The organism is Rhizobium sp. PRIMUS64 (assembly GCF_023006465.1).
Classification (GTDB): Bacteria; Pseudomonadota; Alphaproteobacteria; order Rhizobiales; family Rhizobiaceae; genus Rhizobium; species Rhizobium leguminosarum.
This window is the reverse complement of sequence record NZ_JALBGX010000157.1, coordinates 1-14,049: the sequence shown is the minus strand read 5'-3', so window position 1 is coordinate 14,049 and position 14,049 is coordinate 1. Positions and strand designations below refer to the sequence as shown.

Genomic DNA, 14,049 nt, shown 5'->3' with positions numbered 1-14,049 from the left:
CGATATCAAGATCGACGGGCGCGACATCAGCGGTCTGCATCCCTCCAAGCGCGACATCGCCATGGTGTTCCAGTCCTATGCGCTCTATCCGAACATGACGGTGGCCGGCAACATCGCCTTCGGCATGGAGATCCGCGGCGTGCCGAAGGAGGAGCGTGTCAAGGCGATCGGCCAAGTCTCCGACATGCTGCAGATCGGTCATCTGCTCGACCGCAAGCCGAGCCAGCTGTCCGGCGGCCAGCGCCAGCGTGTCGCCATGGGGAGAGCGCTGGTGCGCAATCCGCAGGTCTTCCTGTTCGACGAGCCGCTCTCCAACCTCGATGCCAAGCTGCGCGTCGACATGCGCACCGAGATCAAGCGGCTGCATCAGCGCATGGGCACCACCTTCGTCTATGTCACCCATGACCAGATCGAGGCGATGACCCTGGCGACCAAGATCGCCGTGCTGAAGGACGGCGTGCTGCAGCAGTTCGGCACGCCGGCCGAGATCTATAACAGCCCGTCCAACATCTTCGTCGCCGACTTCATGGGCTCGCCGGCAATGAACCTCTTGACCGCCACCGTCGAGAACGGCGCCGGCGGGCTCGAAGTCTCGCTGGAGCGACCGAATGCCGCCCCACTGAGGCTCCCGGTCATCGCAGGCAACAATGGCCTGACCGCCTATACCGGCAGACAGGTGATCTTCGGCATCCGGCCGGAGGCCTTGACCGATCCCGATGGCGCCGACCGCAAGGCGCGCTCGCTGACCGAGGGCGACTGCCTGATCGAGGTGGTCGAGCCGGCCGGCTCCGATACCTTCGCCGTCACCAAGCTCGGCGGCAAATCCGTCGTCGCCCGCCTGCGCGCCGATACCGGCATCGCTCCAGGACAAAACACCCGCCTCGCATTCAATCTCGACAAGGCCGTCTTCTTCGATCCGGAAACACAGGCGCGGATCGTGTGATGGCCAGGTGCTAACATGAGCAGTTCACCTGACATCGTCATCATCGGTTCAGGCATCGGCGGCGCCACGGTCGCGGCCGGCCTGGCCGTGACCGGCGCGCAGATATTGATCCTCGAAGCCGGCGATCATATCGCCGACCTTCCGATCAACCGCGACCAACGCGCGATCTTCCAGCGGGGACATTTTCGACCGAAGGAAACCTGGTACGAGGCGAACGGCAAGGGATTCAATCCCGGAAACTATTACAATGTCGGCGGGAATTCGAAGTTCTACGGCGCCGTGCTGTCGCGTTATCGCAAAGAGGATTTCGCAGTCATCGAACACCGCGAGGGCGTATCTCCAGCCTGGCCGTTTCCGTATGAGGTGCTGGAGCCGTGGTACTGCCAGGCTGAACGCATGTATCAGGTCCGTGGCAGTTTGGGCGAAGATCCCACCGAACCGCATCACACGGCTGCCTACGAATACCCGCCAGTCCCCGACGAGGCGCCGATTGCCGATGTCAGGGCGCGCCTCAAGCAGAAAGGCCTGCATCCGTTTTCCCTACCGCTCGGCCTGGATCTTGACGCCTGGCTCTCCAAAGCACGCACGCCATGGGATGCGCATCCAAACGCAAGGGACGGCAAGATGGATGCCGAGACTGCAGCCCTCGCAGTGGCGCTGAGACACGAGAATGTGCGGCTCGAAACCACTGCGCGTGTAACGAGGCTCGACCTTGGAGCGGGGAGCCGGATCGACCAGGTGACCTACATCAAGAACGGGCAGACGGTGACTGTTTCGCCTAAGATCGTGATCCTCTCCGCCGGGGCGGTCCAATCATCCGTGCTTTTGCTGCGTTCGAAAAACGACCGCTTCCCAAAGGGTCTGGCGAACTCTTCCGACCAGGTGGGCCGCAACTTCATGAATCACAATGCGTCCGCCGTCATCGGGGTCTCGCCGCGGTTCAGGAACACCTCCATCTATCAGAAGACGTTTGCCTTCAACGACTTCTATCTCTCCGACGGGGAGGGCGGACCGCCCCTCGGCAACGTGCAACTCCTCGGCCGCATCTCTGAAAAGGTCCTCAAGGGCTCTCTGCCGCAGGCTCCGGAGTGGCTTCTGCGCTTCATCACAGGCCATGCCATCGACTTTTATGCGATGAGCGAGGACGTTCCCAACCCCGAAAGCCGCGTCATGGTGGATGGAGACCGGATTATTCTCCAATGGCAACGAACCAACTGGGACGCCCATCTCGCACTTGTCGCCAAGTTGAAGGGGATTCTGAAGTCGATCGGATTTCCGATCGTGCTGTCCAGGCCGTTCGACAAGCGCACGCCCTCGCATCAGTGCGGAACGATACGCATCGGAAACGATCCCGCGACTGCGCCGCTGAACGCGTACTGCCGTTCGTATGATCACGAAAATCTCTTCGTCGTCGACGCCAGTTTCCTCCCCACCTCGGCCGCGGTGAATCCCGCGCTCACCATCGCCGCCCAAGCGCTGAGAGTGGCAGATCACATCGCGTCGAAGGACTTTGCAGGCATGACACAGGCGCTGGCGGTCGCCAGGCCGGATGCAACAGGACAGTAAAATGGGATTCGATTACATCATCACTGGCGCCGGTCCGGCAGGATGCGTTCTTGCGAGCCGGCTGAGCGAAGATCCCGATGTCAGCGTACTCCTGCTCGAAGCGGGCGGAGGCGACTGGAATCCGCTCTTTCACATGCCGGCCGGCTTCGCCAAGATGACCAAAGGCGTTGCCAGCTGGGGATGGGAAACTGTTTCCCAGAAGCACATGAAAGGTCGGGTGCTTCGCTATACACAGGCGAAAGTCATCGGCGGTGGCTCGTCCATCAACGCCCAGCTCTATACACGCGGAAACGCGGCGGATTATGATCTCTGGGCTCGTGAAGACGGTTGCGAGGGCTGGGACTACCGCTCGATCCTTCCCTATTTCAAACGCGCGGAGGACAATCAGCGCTTCGCTGACGACTATCACTCCTATGGCGGTCCGCTGGGCGTCTCGATGCCGGCTGCGCCGTTGCCGATCTGCGACGCCTATATCCGTGCAGGGCAGGAGCTCGGCATTCCCTATAATCACGACTTCAACGGACGCCAGCAGGCGGGAGTGGGATTTTATCAGCTCACGCAGCGCAACCGCCGCCGGTCGTCGGCTTCGCTCGCCTATCTCTCCCCGATCAAGGACCGGAACAACCTGACGGTCCGGACGGGCGCGCGCGTCGCCCGTATTATCGTGGAGGGAGCCCGTGCGACAGGCGTCGAGATCGTGACCTCGCGCGGCTTGGAGATCGTGCGCGCCGAACGCGAAGTGCTGGTGTCATCAGGGGCGATCGGATCACCGAAGCTGCTTTTACAGTCCGGCATAGGACCGGCCGATCATCTGCGGTCGGTGGGCGTCAAGGTGCTCCACGATCTGCCGGGTGTCGGCGAAAACCTGCAGGATCACCTGGATCTTTTCGTCATCGCTGAATGCACCGGCGATCACACCTATGATGGCGTTGCAAAACTCCACCGGACACTTTGGGCGGGGATTCAATACGTCCTGTTCCGCACCGGTCCTGTCGCCTCGTCGCTCTTCGAGACCGGCGGCTTCTGGTACGCCGATCCGCAAGCCCGTTCTCCTGATATCCAGTTCCATCTCGGCCTGGGTTCGGGCATCGAAGCCGGTGTCGAGCGGCTCAAGAATGCGGGCGTGACACTTAATTCCGCCTATCTGCATCCGCGCTCGCGGGGGACAGTCCGTCTGTCATCCTCAGACCCGGCTGCCGCCCCATTGATCGACCCCAACTACTGGTCCGATCCGCACGACAGGACGATGTCCTTGGAAGGGCTCAAGATCGCGCGCGAGATCATGCAACAGGCGGCGCTGAAGCCCTATGTCATGGCTGAAAGGCTTCCAGGACCGAAGGTCATGACCGACGAGCAGCTTTTCGACTACGGCTGCGCCAACGCAAAGACCGATCATCATCCGGTCGGTACCTGCAAGATGGGGACAGGGCCTGACGCGGTTGTCGGGCTCGATCTCAAGGTCCATGGCCTGGAAGGCCTCAGGGTCTGCGATTCATCCGTCATGCCGCGCGTGCCGTCCTGCAATACCAACGCCCCGACGATCATGGTCGGCGAAAAAGGATCGGACCTCATTCGAGGCTTGCCGGCACTTGCCCCCACCATCTTCGCCTACGAACGCAACGATGCGAGGCCTCGGGCCCGCGTCGAAATCCGGTAAGCCATCTCGAGAGGAGAGACGACAATGTCTGAAGTCAGAGTTGCAGTGCTTGGCGCCTCGGGCTGGATGGGAAAGGTCCATACGATGGCCTATCAGACCTTTCCGCATTTCTTCGGAGTGTCGGACGGAACTGCACGGATCGTGGCTCTCGTCGAAGGCCCCTCGAAGGCAGCCGGGGATCTTGCCCACAGGGCGCCGGGTGCAAAAATTCTTCAGGATTGGAATCTCGCGGTCGCTGATCCGGATGTCGATCTGATCGATATCTGCCTGCCCGACCACCTTCACTACCAGGTGGCCAAGGCGGCCTTGCTGGCCGACAAACATGTCTATTGCGAGAAGCCGTTGGCAAACACCGCCGCTGAAGCGCGGGAACTGGCCGACATCGCCCGGGCGAAGGGTGTCATTACCCGCGTTGGACACGCCTTTCCTCGCAATCCTGTCCATGATCTGGCGAAAGACATCATTCAATCCGGCGAAATCGGCGAGATCAAGCTGTTCCGCGGCTGCCAGCACGTCGACATGTATGGCGATCCCTACGCGCCCTTCATGTGGCGCGCTGATGGAAAGCTTGCGCCGACCGGGATCGTCGGTGATACCGGTTCGCACATCTTCAGCTTCATGGATTTCCTGGTCGGCCGCGTCAGTTCGTTGATCGCCGACAATCTCGTCGTGACGCGGCGCCGGCCTGTCGTCGAGGGCCTTGCCTATGGCGAGCAGGTGAAACTGTCAGGCAATGAGACCTGGGCCGATATCACCAATCCCGATGCGACGAACCTGCTGTGCCGGTTCGAGAACGGCGCTGGCGGGATCGTCGATTTCAGCCGTGTCGCGACCGGCCGCAAGTTCATGCAGACCTACGAAATCTATGGAACGAAGGGCAGCATCGCCTATACCTATGACGAGATAAACCGGCTGCGCTTCTACTCCAACGATGACCGAACGGGGCGGCGCGGCTTCCGGGAGATCGACGTTGGGCCTGAAAACCCCACCTTCAGGGCTTTCCTTCCCCTGCCGAATTTCGGCCTAGGCTACAATGAAAGCAAGATCATCGAGGTGGCCGAGGTGATCCGCTCGATCGTTGCAAACCGGCCGATGTGGCCGACATTCGATACCGGCCATCACATCTGCCAGATCGTCGACGCATGCATGGAGTCTTCTCGCGAGAGGCGCTGGGTCGACATCCCGCTGGCTGAACGCCGATGACCATAGACGTTCCGCAGGAAATTCTTGACGAACTGACCGATGTCGACATGCCGCGGCTACCAACCGAGCCCGCTCCTTCGGAAGTGATCCGACTTGCCGGCGTCGAGGTGCCGGTCTATCGAGCGGGTTGCGTCATTGTCGGATCCGGCGCGGCAGGTCTGCGAGCCGCGGTGGAAATGAAGCGGCGCGGCGATGACGTCGTCATCGTCAGCCAAAGCGCGTGGGGTGGAACCTCGGCCTGTTCGGGATCCGACAAGCAGACCCTTCACACTGCAAATACGGCGGATCAGGGCGACAATTACAAGGCGATGGCCCGAGCCATCCGCAGCGGTGGCGCAATGGACGAGGACACGGCCTATGTCGAGGCTGTGGGTTCGTCCCGGATGATGGCGTCGCTTCAGTTCTTAGGTCTGCCGCTGCCGCAGGATCTGCTGGGCGGAACGCTCAGATATCAGACCGACCATGACGAAGTCGGCCGCGCTACCAGTTGCGGCCCGCGCACCTCGCGCCTGATGGTCAAGGTGCTGGCCGAGGAGGCGATCCGGCTTGGAGTGCCGTTCTTCAATCAGACCACCGCGGTCAAGATCCTCACCGAGGGTGGTGAAGCTGACCGCCACGTCGTCGGCATACTCGCCATGCGTGCCAGCGACCGCACGGAGGAGAACCCGCTGGGCATCGCGCTGTTCGTCAGTGGCGTGATCGTGCTTGCGGCCGGCGGGCCGGGCGAACTTTATCGCGACAGCGTTTATCCCAACGGCTGCTTCGGTTCTCTCGGATTGGCGCTTGAGGCAGGCGTCCAGCTCGTCAACCTGACCGAAAGCCAGTTCGGGATCGGAACACGCAGGGAAGGGTTCCCATGGAATCTGTCCGGCACCTACGTCCAGGCCATACCGCATATCTACTCGCTCGATACCGAAGGCGCCGAGCACCACTTTCTGGCGGAGTATTATCGCAGCACGCAGGAGCTGGCGTCGAACATCTTCCGCAAGGGCTATCAGTGGCCATTTCACGCGACGCGCATGCTCGATTTCGGCTCAAGCCTGGTCGACCTTGCCATCGCTAGCGAAACAGCCGCAGGGCGGCGCGTCTTTATGGATTTCAATCGCAATCCCCTATCCGTGCCGGGCGATCTGCCGTTCAGCCTGGAAAGACTGGATGAAGACGTCCGCGAATATCTCGGCAAGGCCGGCGCCGACCAGGAAATGCCGATCGATCGCTTGAAGCATATGAACCCGCTCGCGATCGAGCTCTACCGCCGCTACAAGATCGATATTGCCGAAAAGCCGCTAGAATTTGCGGTCAACAACCAGCACATGAACGGCGGCATCATGGTCGATACCTGGGGCCGCAGCAATCTCGGCGGCTGTTACGCGGTTGGAGAAGCGGCGGGCACCCACGGCGTGACGAGGCCGGGTGGAGCGGCGCTCAATGCCGGGCAGGTCTTCGGCACCCGGGCGGGCGAGCACATCAGCGCGAGCCGAAGGGCGAAGCGGCACCCCACGGGGGATGTAGCCGATATCGCAGAGGCGGGCATCGCCGACCTCCTTGCCGGCCTTCGCAAGGAGAGCCCGCTCACCGTCAAATCAATCCGATTGGCAGTGCAGGCACGAATGAGCGAGAAGGCTGGCATCATCTGCGATCAGGAGAGCGTAGGCAGAGCCTTGGTCGAAGCGCGGAAACTGAACGCTGAAATTCGAGCCGACGGCATTGCCTATGGTCGCGCAGCGGAGGCGGTTCGAGGTGTGCAATGGCGGCATATGGCGCTCGCGTCGGAAGCCGTGCTCAGCGCACTTGATTTCTTCATTCGCAATGGAGGCGGCAGCCGTGGGGCGCGCGCAATATGCGATTCGGAGGGCGAATCCCTTCCGCTTGCGAGCGCAGGGCCGTTGCAGGATTATCGTTTCCGAAAGGAACGCGAAGTGCATCGCAAGGAGCAGATCGTCGTTCGGCTTGATGGCGATGAGATTAGGCTTTCAACGCGTGCGAACCGCACTTTCGATGAAAGCGCCAGATCCTTTTTCGAGCGAGACTGGCCAGCCTGGTTGACGGGCCGCATTTACGATCTGGATGCTGGCAACTGAGGTGATGCCAGGAACCTGAATCACTTCGAGAAGGGTCCATGGGTTTATCAATCAGGATTTGCAACGGGAGGCTGAACCCGGACGCGCTCGGTATCGTCAGAGCCTTCGGCGATGGCTTCCTCGCTTCTGCGCACCCGCCTTGGCGGATCCTTGCCTTCGACCGGCTTCGGCGACAGCTGATCATCGGCCTGGATCTCGTCGGTGTTCAGGTAGTTCTTGCTTTCGTCCATATCGGTCACATCAGGTTGGAGAGTTGTGGGGCAGGTCCTTTGCATTGGCGCTGTAAAAGCTAACTCTCGGCGACATGACAGGTTCCCTCGCCCGCGGCTCATAGGTCGGCTTCCGCCCCCGAAACGTCGAGCTCGATCATGACTGGCGCGTGGTCGCTCGTATGCTCCCAGCCGCGCGGCTTTCGCCGGACGGTCGCCGATTGCAGCCACGGTGCGACGGCCGGATTGAGCAGGAAGTGGTCGATCCGAAGCCCAGCGTCACGTTCGAAGCTGTTTCGCCAGTATTTCCAGAAGGTGTAGATCCGCTCCTCTGGATGCAAATGTCTGACGGCGTCGGTCCAGCCTTGGGCGACGAGATGAGCATAGGCCTTGCGCACTTCCGGCCTGAAAAGGGCATCGTCCAGCCAGCGTTCCGGCTTGTATACGTCGATCTCCGTCGGCATGACGTTGAAGTCGCCGGCCAGGATCGAAGGCACCCCGATATCGAGGAGTTCGATGGCATATTCGTGTAGGCGACGGAACCAGCGAAGCTTGTAATCGAACTTTGCTCCTGGGAACGGATTTCCGTTCGGAAGATAGAGGCATCCAATCAGGATACCGTCGACGACAGCTTCGATATACCGGCTGTGGGTATCGTCCGGATCGCCGGGAAGACCGCGCCGCGTCAGGATCGGGGTCTTGCCCTTCGCCAGGATGGCCACCCCGTTCCAGGATCTCTGTCCATGCCAGACGGCGCCGTAGCCGGCCCGTTCGATCTCCTTTCGTGGAAACCCGGCGTCGTCTGTCTTCAGTTCCTGGAGGCAGACCACATCAGGGGCGTCCTCCTTGAGCCAGCGCAGTAGGATCTGCAGCCGTCCATTGATGCCGTTGACGTTATAGGTTGCAATTTTCACGATGCCCCCCGGAAGTCGAAGCACGGACAGGCTCTAGAAACGCTCCTGAGTTTCCGCCTCAGGAATTCCCCGCCCGCAATCGTCCCAATGGAGGCGGCTCTCCACACCGTAATGTCCCGCCGGCCGAACCCTCTCGGGGTGATCGAGCGAGCCGACTGCCACTTGGCTCCTCAACGCGTCGCACCGAAGACGAAGGCGATGCCGGCGACGATTGCGACCGCTGTCAGCGGCTGCCGGCGTATGCGATCCTCGAGGTCGTGGACGAATGTGCGAGCCTCCGCCTTTGCCAGGCGGGCTGTTCCAGAAGCCAGATCCGAAGCGGATTCGGCCATCCGACCGGCTTCTTTCTGAAGACCGCACATTTTTTCGCGATCGATATCGGAGGAGCGGGCAGCTTCACCGGTCGAGCGCAGGGCTTGATCCACGAGCGGAAACTCGTCCTCCAGCTTGGTGGGATCGGGCTCCCGCTTCACACGCTCGGCCGCGTCGACGTCGCTGCGGCCGGCGGGAATTGAGGTGTGGGTGGCTGACACCGGATCGGACGCCGGAAAGGTGTCCTCGATTGCTTTGTCGAGTTCGCCTTTTCGGGTCTGCTTCCGCTGCTCTGCCTGCTCTTTTCGCATGGACTGGACTGCGGGGGATTCGTTCGGGTTTGCCATCGGGGTTTCCTCTGTTGCACTTCGACAAACAAAGCGACGACGAGGGGAGAAGTTCCATAGAAATGCTTCCTGACCTCACAGAATAACAGAGATGGAGAAGCGAGTGACTCTGGGCTTGCGATCGCTCGGACTTTTCTGGACGCCGAGTATGGCAATCAATTAAGCCGGACCAAAGTCTTGCCGGCGCCTACTACCTAGGTCGGTTGCAATTTGTCTGCGGAACAGCGAGAAATCTTACGCGTCATATTTTGCATGGGAAAACGGCGGACGAACGAGGCTATGGCATGAGTATCCGGAAACGCGATTTTCTGCGATTGGGCGGCAGCGCGGCCGTCGCTCTCGTCGCTGCCGCATCACCAGCCACATTGAATCTCGGCGGTTTCCTTCCTGTTCTGGCTATGGAACGCGCGCAGGCAAAAGACGGCAACAGTGGGAATGGCAACGGCGGTGGGAACGGCAACGGCGGTGGGAACGGCAACGGTAATGGGGGAGGGAATGGCAACAGCGGCGGTAACGGCAACGGGGGAGGGAATGGCAATAGCAATGGTGGTGGCAGCAGCAACAGCAGCAGCAATGGCTCAGGGAATGGCAATGGTGGGAGTTCCACCGGCAGCACGGGATCCTCTTCCTCGTCTTCAGGGTCGTCAGTAGGATCGGGAACGAAAGCGACGGCAGCGTCCGATGGCTCGATCGACGTCCGTCATTCGAATGGTATCACTGAAGTCCTGCAGCGCGGTCGCTACATTATGAAGGACTCGAAAGGCCGGACGATCATAAATCGACAGGCGACGGCCAACGATGCCCGCCGGCTGAGCCGCTTTCTTCGCTGAAGCGTGATAGCGGGGCAATAACTTCTTTCAGCGCCGTTCGCGCCATTGCAGAGCCGCTTCCGTCCTGTTCGAGGCACCAAGCTTGCTCAGAATCTGGGTCATATGGTGCTTTACAGTCTTTTCCTGCAGGCTGAGACGCAAGCCGATATGCTTGTTTGACATGCCTTGGGCGACAAGATCCATCACCTCGCGTTCCCGTGGCGTCAGACTGCTCTTGTCGGAGGTTCCGCCATTCAGCGAATTCTCCATGACCTTTGCCGACATCGTCGGCGAGATATATCGCGAGCCACGCAGGACGGTTTGGATTGCTTCGGCGAGGCCTCGCGAACCGACACCTTTCAGAACATAACCCATCGCACCCCGTTGCAGAGCTCCCAGTAAGGTGTCCACCTCCTCGGATACCGTCAACATCAGCACTTTCGTTGTCGGACTCCGCGCCAGGACGTCACTGACCGCAGACAGCCCGCCGCCGGGCATCGAGACGTCGAGAAGCATGATGTCGGGGTGGTTGTCTGAGGCGATCATCGCCGCGTCGTCGCTGCTGGCTCCTTCACCAACGACGACAAAGCCGCTGATCTCCGACAGGCTACGCGTTACACCCTCTCGAAAAAGCGGATGATCGTCCACGACGCCGATGGTGATTGATGTCATCGCTACTCTCCCACTTCCATTGGCTCGAAGATCATGGTCACGGTCGTTCCTTCTTCGCCTGTCTTGATGTCGAAGGATCCCCCCAGGCTGCCGACGCGCTCCCGCAACCCCACGAGGCCGAGGCTCGTTGGTCTCACCTCGCTCGGATTGAAGCCGTCGCCGTGATCGCTGACTTCGACACGAACATGACCCTTGCGCGAGACAGCCCTGACAGCCTGCTGAACGCCGCCACCGTGGCGATAGGCATTATTCAGGGCCTCCTGAATGAAGCGATAGATACAGATCTTCACGGCAGGAGGAAGGTCCGGTCCATCTTCGTTGATAATCGTTTCGACATGGGTCTCGGTCTTGTGTTGATGCGCTTCGACGACCCGCGTGACGATCTCGGTGATTGAGGACTTCTCGATCTGCGGAAGCACCAGTCCGCTGCAGATATTGCGGATCTCCGTCATCGCCTCGGCAAGGCTCGAGCGTATCCAGGCAAGCTCTTTTTCACGCGCTTCGGGCTGGGTGGACGCATTGATCAACATGTCGCTGTCGAGGCGCAGTGAGGCATAGGCAATGTGCTGGGCTGGACCGTCGTGCAGATCTGCACCGATGCTGCGCAAATAAGTTTCGTTCAGCGCTGCCGCCCGCTGGGAGGCGCGCTGCAGTCGTCGTTGGAGTCCGCGGTTTTCCGCCAGCAGTGCAGACAGTTCATCGACCCGTTCTTTGAGATCCTTGCGTTGCGTCTCGATCGTGCGGCTACCCCGGAACACCAGAACGGAGAGAACAAGGAAAAAGGTCGCCGTGAGAGCGGTGACGGCGCCCCAGCTCCGGAGCCTGGCATGCGCCAGACTATCGCCCAGTCCTTGTGCTGTCTCGTAGAATTCAAGGACGGCGACCGCTTGTCCGGACCACGGCTGGAGCACAGGGTTATAGATCTCCATGAGCGGTTTGCCGAGCGCGCGCTCCTTGTCGCTTTCCGGATCGCTGGCGATTTCGTAGCGCGCGACGAGAGATCCTGCGAATGCCCTCTGCAGCTTGTCGCTTACCGCAAACTTCCTGCCCACCAGCTCCTTTTCGTTCGAATAGAGGATGGTGCCGTCGCTTCGCCACAGCTTGAACGAAACAAGGCGCTTGCCGAGCGCACCTTGACCGAGTGTCTCGTCCAGAGCCTGAGCACTCGCTTCATCAAGCAATGACTCTGTTTGCATATCGGGAAGTAGTGGCGCGATCACGCTGTCCACATAAAGCGCCGTCGCCGCGCCTGAATTGTGGATGACGGCCTCCTCTATCAGGTGACTTACAAAAAAGCCCACCACGAACATGGCGGCGATCGATATGAGCCCACCCGCGATAAAGAACTGGGAGGCGAGTGAGCGGGCATTCCAGCGACGAAGCCAATTCATTTTGATACCGGTAAGAGACTGCCCGATTAACCTACCGCGTCTTTAGAGTTTTCCAAACAGCGTCAGGGCACATTCCTGGTGTCGAAGACCTCGGCGCCTCTTATGCTCTGGGTCAGCCCGACGGTATCGCCCGACATGGCTGCGCCAAACACGTAGAGAAGGGCGGCCAGAACGATAACAAGGGCGAAGACGGACGCGTTACAGGCGTCATTCACTCTGGATCTATGACTCTGGTTCATGTTCGGATCTCCTTCAGTATCGTTCGAAACGGCGCGAGTCCGATGCGCGTTCCACCTCCGGGACTTCGGTCGGAGGAGGTTGGGACCAAGGTCTGACCCCCGTAGACATCGGCAGATACAGACATACTTCCTGGCCGACCGACTTGGGTTTGGAGGCTTGTGAGTGATGATTTCCATGGACTTCGAAGGCAGCGCCCGCGCCGCATCTATCGCTTCTCTCCAGCCGTTCGAGCAAGGCGTCGCCGAATTTTACGACAGCCATCTCGTGCCGATTCTCTTCGAGCCCAATGCCTCGGAGATGGCGATCGTCGCCGAGCGATTGAAGCCGGGCAGCGTTCTCGAAGTCGCGGCAGGGACGGGCGCCTTGACTCGTGCTCTGCGGGCGACGCTTGATCCGGCAACGGAGATCGTTGCCACCGATCTCAGCCAGGCGATGATCGACGTTGGCGCACCATCGCTGACGATGTCGCGGACCCACTGGATGCACGCCGATGCGCAAGATCTCCCGTTCGCGTCTTCGATGTTCGATCTCGTCGTCTGCCAGTTCGGCGTAATGTTCTTTCCGGATAAGCTGAAGGCTTATGGCGAGGCCAAAAGAGTGTTGCGGAACGGAGGTCGTTTCCTGTTCTCGACGTGGGATTCAATCGAGGCCAACGACTTCGCAAGATGTGTGGACGAATGCCTGGGAAGCCTCTTCCCGTCGGATCCGCCGGATTTTTTCAGGCGCTTGCAATATTCCTACTTCGACCCCGATCCGATCAAGGCGCAGCTGACTTCGGCGGGGTTTGACGCGGTATCCTGCGATCGGGTCGAATTGACGTCAGTCGCGGCCACCGCGCGCGACGTGGCTGCGGCGTTCTGCCAAGGCACTCCGCTCAGGGGAGAGGTCGAACGGCGGGTGCCGGAGGAGCGTATGCCGGAAATCGTCGCTCAAGTGGCCGAGCGCGTGGAATCGCGCTACGGAGCCCGTCCTTGCGGCGGCATGAGCGCGCTCATCGTCGCCTGCCGCGCACCATAAGACTCCGTGGCGCAGGCTGTCGTCTCAATCAGGCGATACCGTCGCAAGAGATCTATCCGCCCGGGTATGACGGCTCGTCGGACTTCAACTGGTGCGCGTAGGAGGCTTCCTCTATCGCGCAGATGACGTGCCGCTCGATCACCAAACAGGTTTCGTCGTACTCTAGCACCAGGTTCGGATTGAACCGTCGCCTTCGAACGGAGTCGCGGGCTTCGACTGCCATCTGATAGGCTTCGAAGAGCTCCAGCTGCCACGGGTCGCGCGCTTCCATGATCAACTTCCGCATATGCGGCAGACGCATCGCCAGGCGCCTGCGTCCGGCTTCCCGGCGGTTGGATCGCGCCATCTCTTTCGATCTCCTGCTTATGCCCGCGATTATGCGGGGTTCTCGATCTTGAATTAGCGTCGGCAACGGGCCTTGGAATGGGTTTGGGACCAAAGGCCGGGGTCGATCAGACTGAGGTCTGAGGCGTGGAACGACCCTGCGTCCAGCTAGTTGGTTGGCAGCGGTCACGAAGGCCGCCTCGAAACAGAAGGAGGAGAAAATGATCTCCAAGCTTATCGTCGGTGCGGCAACTGCCGCGACCCTCATGTCGGGCGTCGCATTCGCCCAGTCCTCGACCGTCAACGGTGCCGCCGGTGGCGCGGTCACTGGGGCGATCGTCGGCGGCCCCGTTGGCGCAGCTGT

Annotated in this window: 14 protein-coding genes; 7 read left to right on the top strand and 7 right to left on the bottom strand. The window is 60.6% G+C overall.

Annotation, left to right across the window (positions count from 1 at the left end; all coding sequences use genetic code 11):
• The 5 genes from MOV76_RS34185 to MOV76_RS34165 all read left to right on the top strand — a co-directional run.
• The coding region (locus MOV76_RS34185; protein WP_247266186.1) for an ABC transporter ATP-binding protein at positions 1–943 on the top strand (943 nt) is incomplete at its 5' end.
• Between the two features lie 15 nt (positions 944–958).
• Entirely contained in the window at positions 959–2,509 is a 1,551-nt protein-coding gene (locus tag MOV76_RS34180; protein WP_247266185.1) for a GMC oxidoreductase, read from the top strand.
• Position 2,510: 1 nt separating this feature from the next.
• Positions 2,511–4,166 carry a GMC family oxidoreductase gene (locus tag MOV76_RS34175; RefSeq protein WP_247266184.1) on the top strand — a complete coding sequence of 552 codons (1,656 nt, stop codon included), beginning with the start codon at positions 2,511–2,513 and terminating at the stop codon, positions 4,164–4,166.
• A gap of 24 nt (positions 4,167–4,190) precedes the next feature.
• Positions 4,191–5,369: a Gfo/Idh/MocA family protein gene (locus MOV76_RS34170; RefSeq protein ID WP_247266183.1), complete on the top strand. Its 1,179-nt coding sequence runs from the start codon at positions 4,191–4,193 to the stop codon at positions 5,367–5,369.
• Complete coding sequence (locus MOV76_RS34165; RefSeq protein ID WP_247266182.1) at positions 5,366–7,450, top strand: FAD-binding protein; 2,085 nt, start codon at positions 5,366–5,368, stop codon at positions 7,448–7,450. The genes MOV76_RS34170 and MOV76_RS34165 overlap by 4 nt, the downstream gene beginning before the upstream one ends.
• A 47-nt stretch (positions 7,451–7,497) precedes the next feature.
• On the opposite strand, the gene MOV76_RS34160 is transcribed toward MOV76_RS34165, so the two are convergent.
• The 3 genes from MOV76_RS34160 to MOV76_RS34150 all read right to left on the bottom strand — a co-directional run bounded on the left by MOV76_RS34160 (position 7,498) and on the right by MOV76_RS34150 (position 9,232).
• Complete coding sequence (locus MOV76_RS34160) at positions 7,498–7,680, bottom strand: hypothetical protein (RefSeq protein WP_018241686.1); 183 nt, start codon at positions 7,678–7,680, stop codon at positions 7,498–7,500.
• Between the two features lie 98 nt (positions 7,681–7,778).
• The gene (xth, locus tag MOV76_RS34155; RefSeq protein WP_247266181.1) at positions 7,779–8,573 is read right to left on the bottom strand and encodes an exodeoxyribonuclease III; all 795 of its coding nucleotides are present in this window, start codon (positions 8,571–8,573) and stop codon (positions 7,779–7,781) included.
• 170 nt (positions 8,574–8,743) lie between these two features.
• Positions 8,744–9,232, bottom strand: coding sequence for a hypothetical protein (locus tag MOV76_RS34150; RefSeq protein ID WP_247266180.1), 489 nt, complete (start codon positions 9,230–9,232; stop codon positions 8,744–8,746).
• A gap of 284 nt (positions 9,233–9,516) precedes the next feature.
• Here MOV76_RS34150 and MOV76_RS34145 point away from each other — a divergent pair, with 284 nt between their 5' ends.
• Positions 9,517–10,062: a hypothetical protein gene (locus MOV76_RS34145; protein WP_247266179.1), complete on the top strand. Its 546-nt coding sequence runs from the start codon at positions 9,517–9,519 to the stop codon at positions 10,060–10,062.
• Positions 10,063–10,089: 27 nt separating this feature from the next.
• On the opposite strand, the gene MOV76_RS34140 is transcribed toward MOV76_RS34145, so the two are convergent.
• From MOV76_RS34140 to MOV76_RS34130, 3 genes are all read right to left on the bottom strand, one after another.
• Positions 10,090–10,713, bottom strand: a complete 624-nt coding sequence (locus tag MOV76_RS34140) for a response regulator transcription factor (RefSeq protein WP_047622355.1) — start codon at positions 10,711–10,713, stop codon at positions 10,090–10,092.
• Positions 10,714–10,715: 2 nt separating this feature from the next.
• Positions 10,716–12,104, bottom strand: coding sequence for a sensor histidine kinase (locus MOV76_RS34135; RefSeq protein WP_247266178.1), 1,389 nt, complete (start codon positions 12,102–12,104; stop codon positions 10,716–10,718).
• A gap of 62 nt (positions 12,105–12,166) precedes the next feature.
• Positions 12,167–12,343, bottom strand: coding sequence for a hypothetical protein (locus MOV76_RS34130; protein ID WP_018241692.1), 177 nt, complete (start codon positions 12,341–12,343; stop codon positions 12,167–12,169).
• 166 nt (positions 12,344–12,509) lie between these two features.
• On the opposite strand from MOV76_RS34130, the gene MOV76_RS34125 reads away from it, so the two are divergent.
• On the top strand, positions 12,510–13,361 hold the full coding sequence (locus MOV76_RS34125) for a class I SAM-dependent methyltransferase (RefSeq protein ID WP_247266187.1): 852 nt from the start codon (positions 12,510–12,512) through the stop codon (positions 13,359–13,361).
• Between the two features lie 52 nt (positions 13,362–13,413).
• Here MOV76_RS34125 and MOV76_RS34120 read toward each other — a convergent pair whose 3' ends face one another.
• Positions 13,414–13,707: a hypothetical protein gene (locus tag MOV76_RS34120; protein WP_047622352.1), complete on the bottom strand. Its 294-nt coding sequence runs from the start codon at positions 13,705–13,707 to the stop codon at positions 13,414–13,416.
• Between the last annotated feature and the right edge of the window lie 342 nt (positions 13,708–14,049).

Bases quoted from the DNA above. Each gene is read 5' to 3' on its own strand.
- MOV76_RS34130 (WP_018241692.1), bottom strand. From the start codon at position 12,343: ATGAACCAGAGTCATAGATCCAGAGTGAATGACGCCTGTAACGCGTCC.
- MOV76_RS34140 (WP_047622355.1), bottom strand. From the start codon at position 10,713: ATGACATCAATCACCATCGGCGTCGTGGACGATCATCCGCTTTTTCGA.
- MOV76_RS34165 (WP_247266182.1), top strand. From the start codon at position 5,366: ATGACCATAGACGTTCCGCAGGAAATTCTTGACGAACTGACCGATGTC.
- MOV76_RS34145 (WP_247266179.1), top strand. From the start codon at position 9,517: ATGAGTATCCGGAAACGCGATTTTCTGCGATTGGGCGGCAGCGCGGCC.
- MOV76_RS34120 (WP_047622352.1), bottom strand. From the start codon at position 13,707: ATGGCGCGATCCAACCGCCGGGAAGCCGGACGCAGGCGCCTGGCGATG.
- MOV76_RS34175 (WP_247266184.1), top strand. From the start codon at position 2,511: ATGGGATTCGATTACATCATCACTGGCGCCGGTCCGGCAGGATGCGTT.
- MOV76_RS34125 (WP_247266187.1), top strand. From the start codon at position 12,510: ATGATTTCCATGGACTTCGAAGGCAGCGCCCGCGCCGCATCTATCGCT.
- MOV76_RS34160 (WP_018241686.1), bottom strand. From the start codon at position 7,680: ATGGACGAAAGCAAGAACTACCTGAACACCGACGAGATCCAGGCCGAT.
- MOV76_RS34170 (WP_247266183.1), top strand. From the start codon at position 4,191: ATGTCTGAAGTCAGAGTTGCAGTGCTTGGCGCCTCGGGCTGGATGGGA.
- MOV76_RS34150 (WP_247266180.1), bottom strand. From the start codon at position 9,232: ATGGCAAACCCGAACGAATCCCCCGCAGTCCAGTCCATGCGAAAAGAG.
- MOV76_RS34180 (WP_247266185.1), top strand. From the start codon at position 959: ATGAGCAGTTCACCTGACATCGTCATCATCGGTTCAGGCATCGGCGGC.
- MOV76_RS34135 (WP_247266178.1), bottom strand. From the start codon at position 12,104: ATGAATTGGCTTCGTCGCTGGAATGCCCGCTCACTCGCCTCCCAGTTC.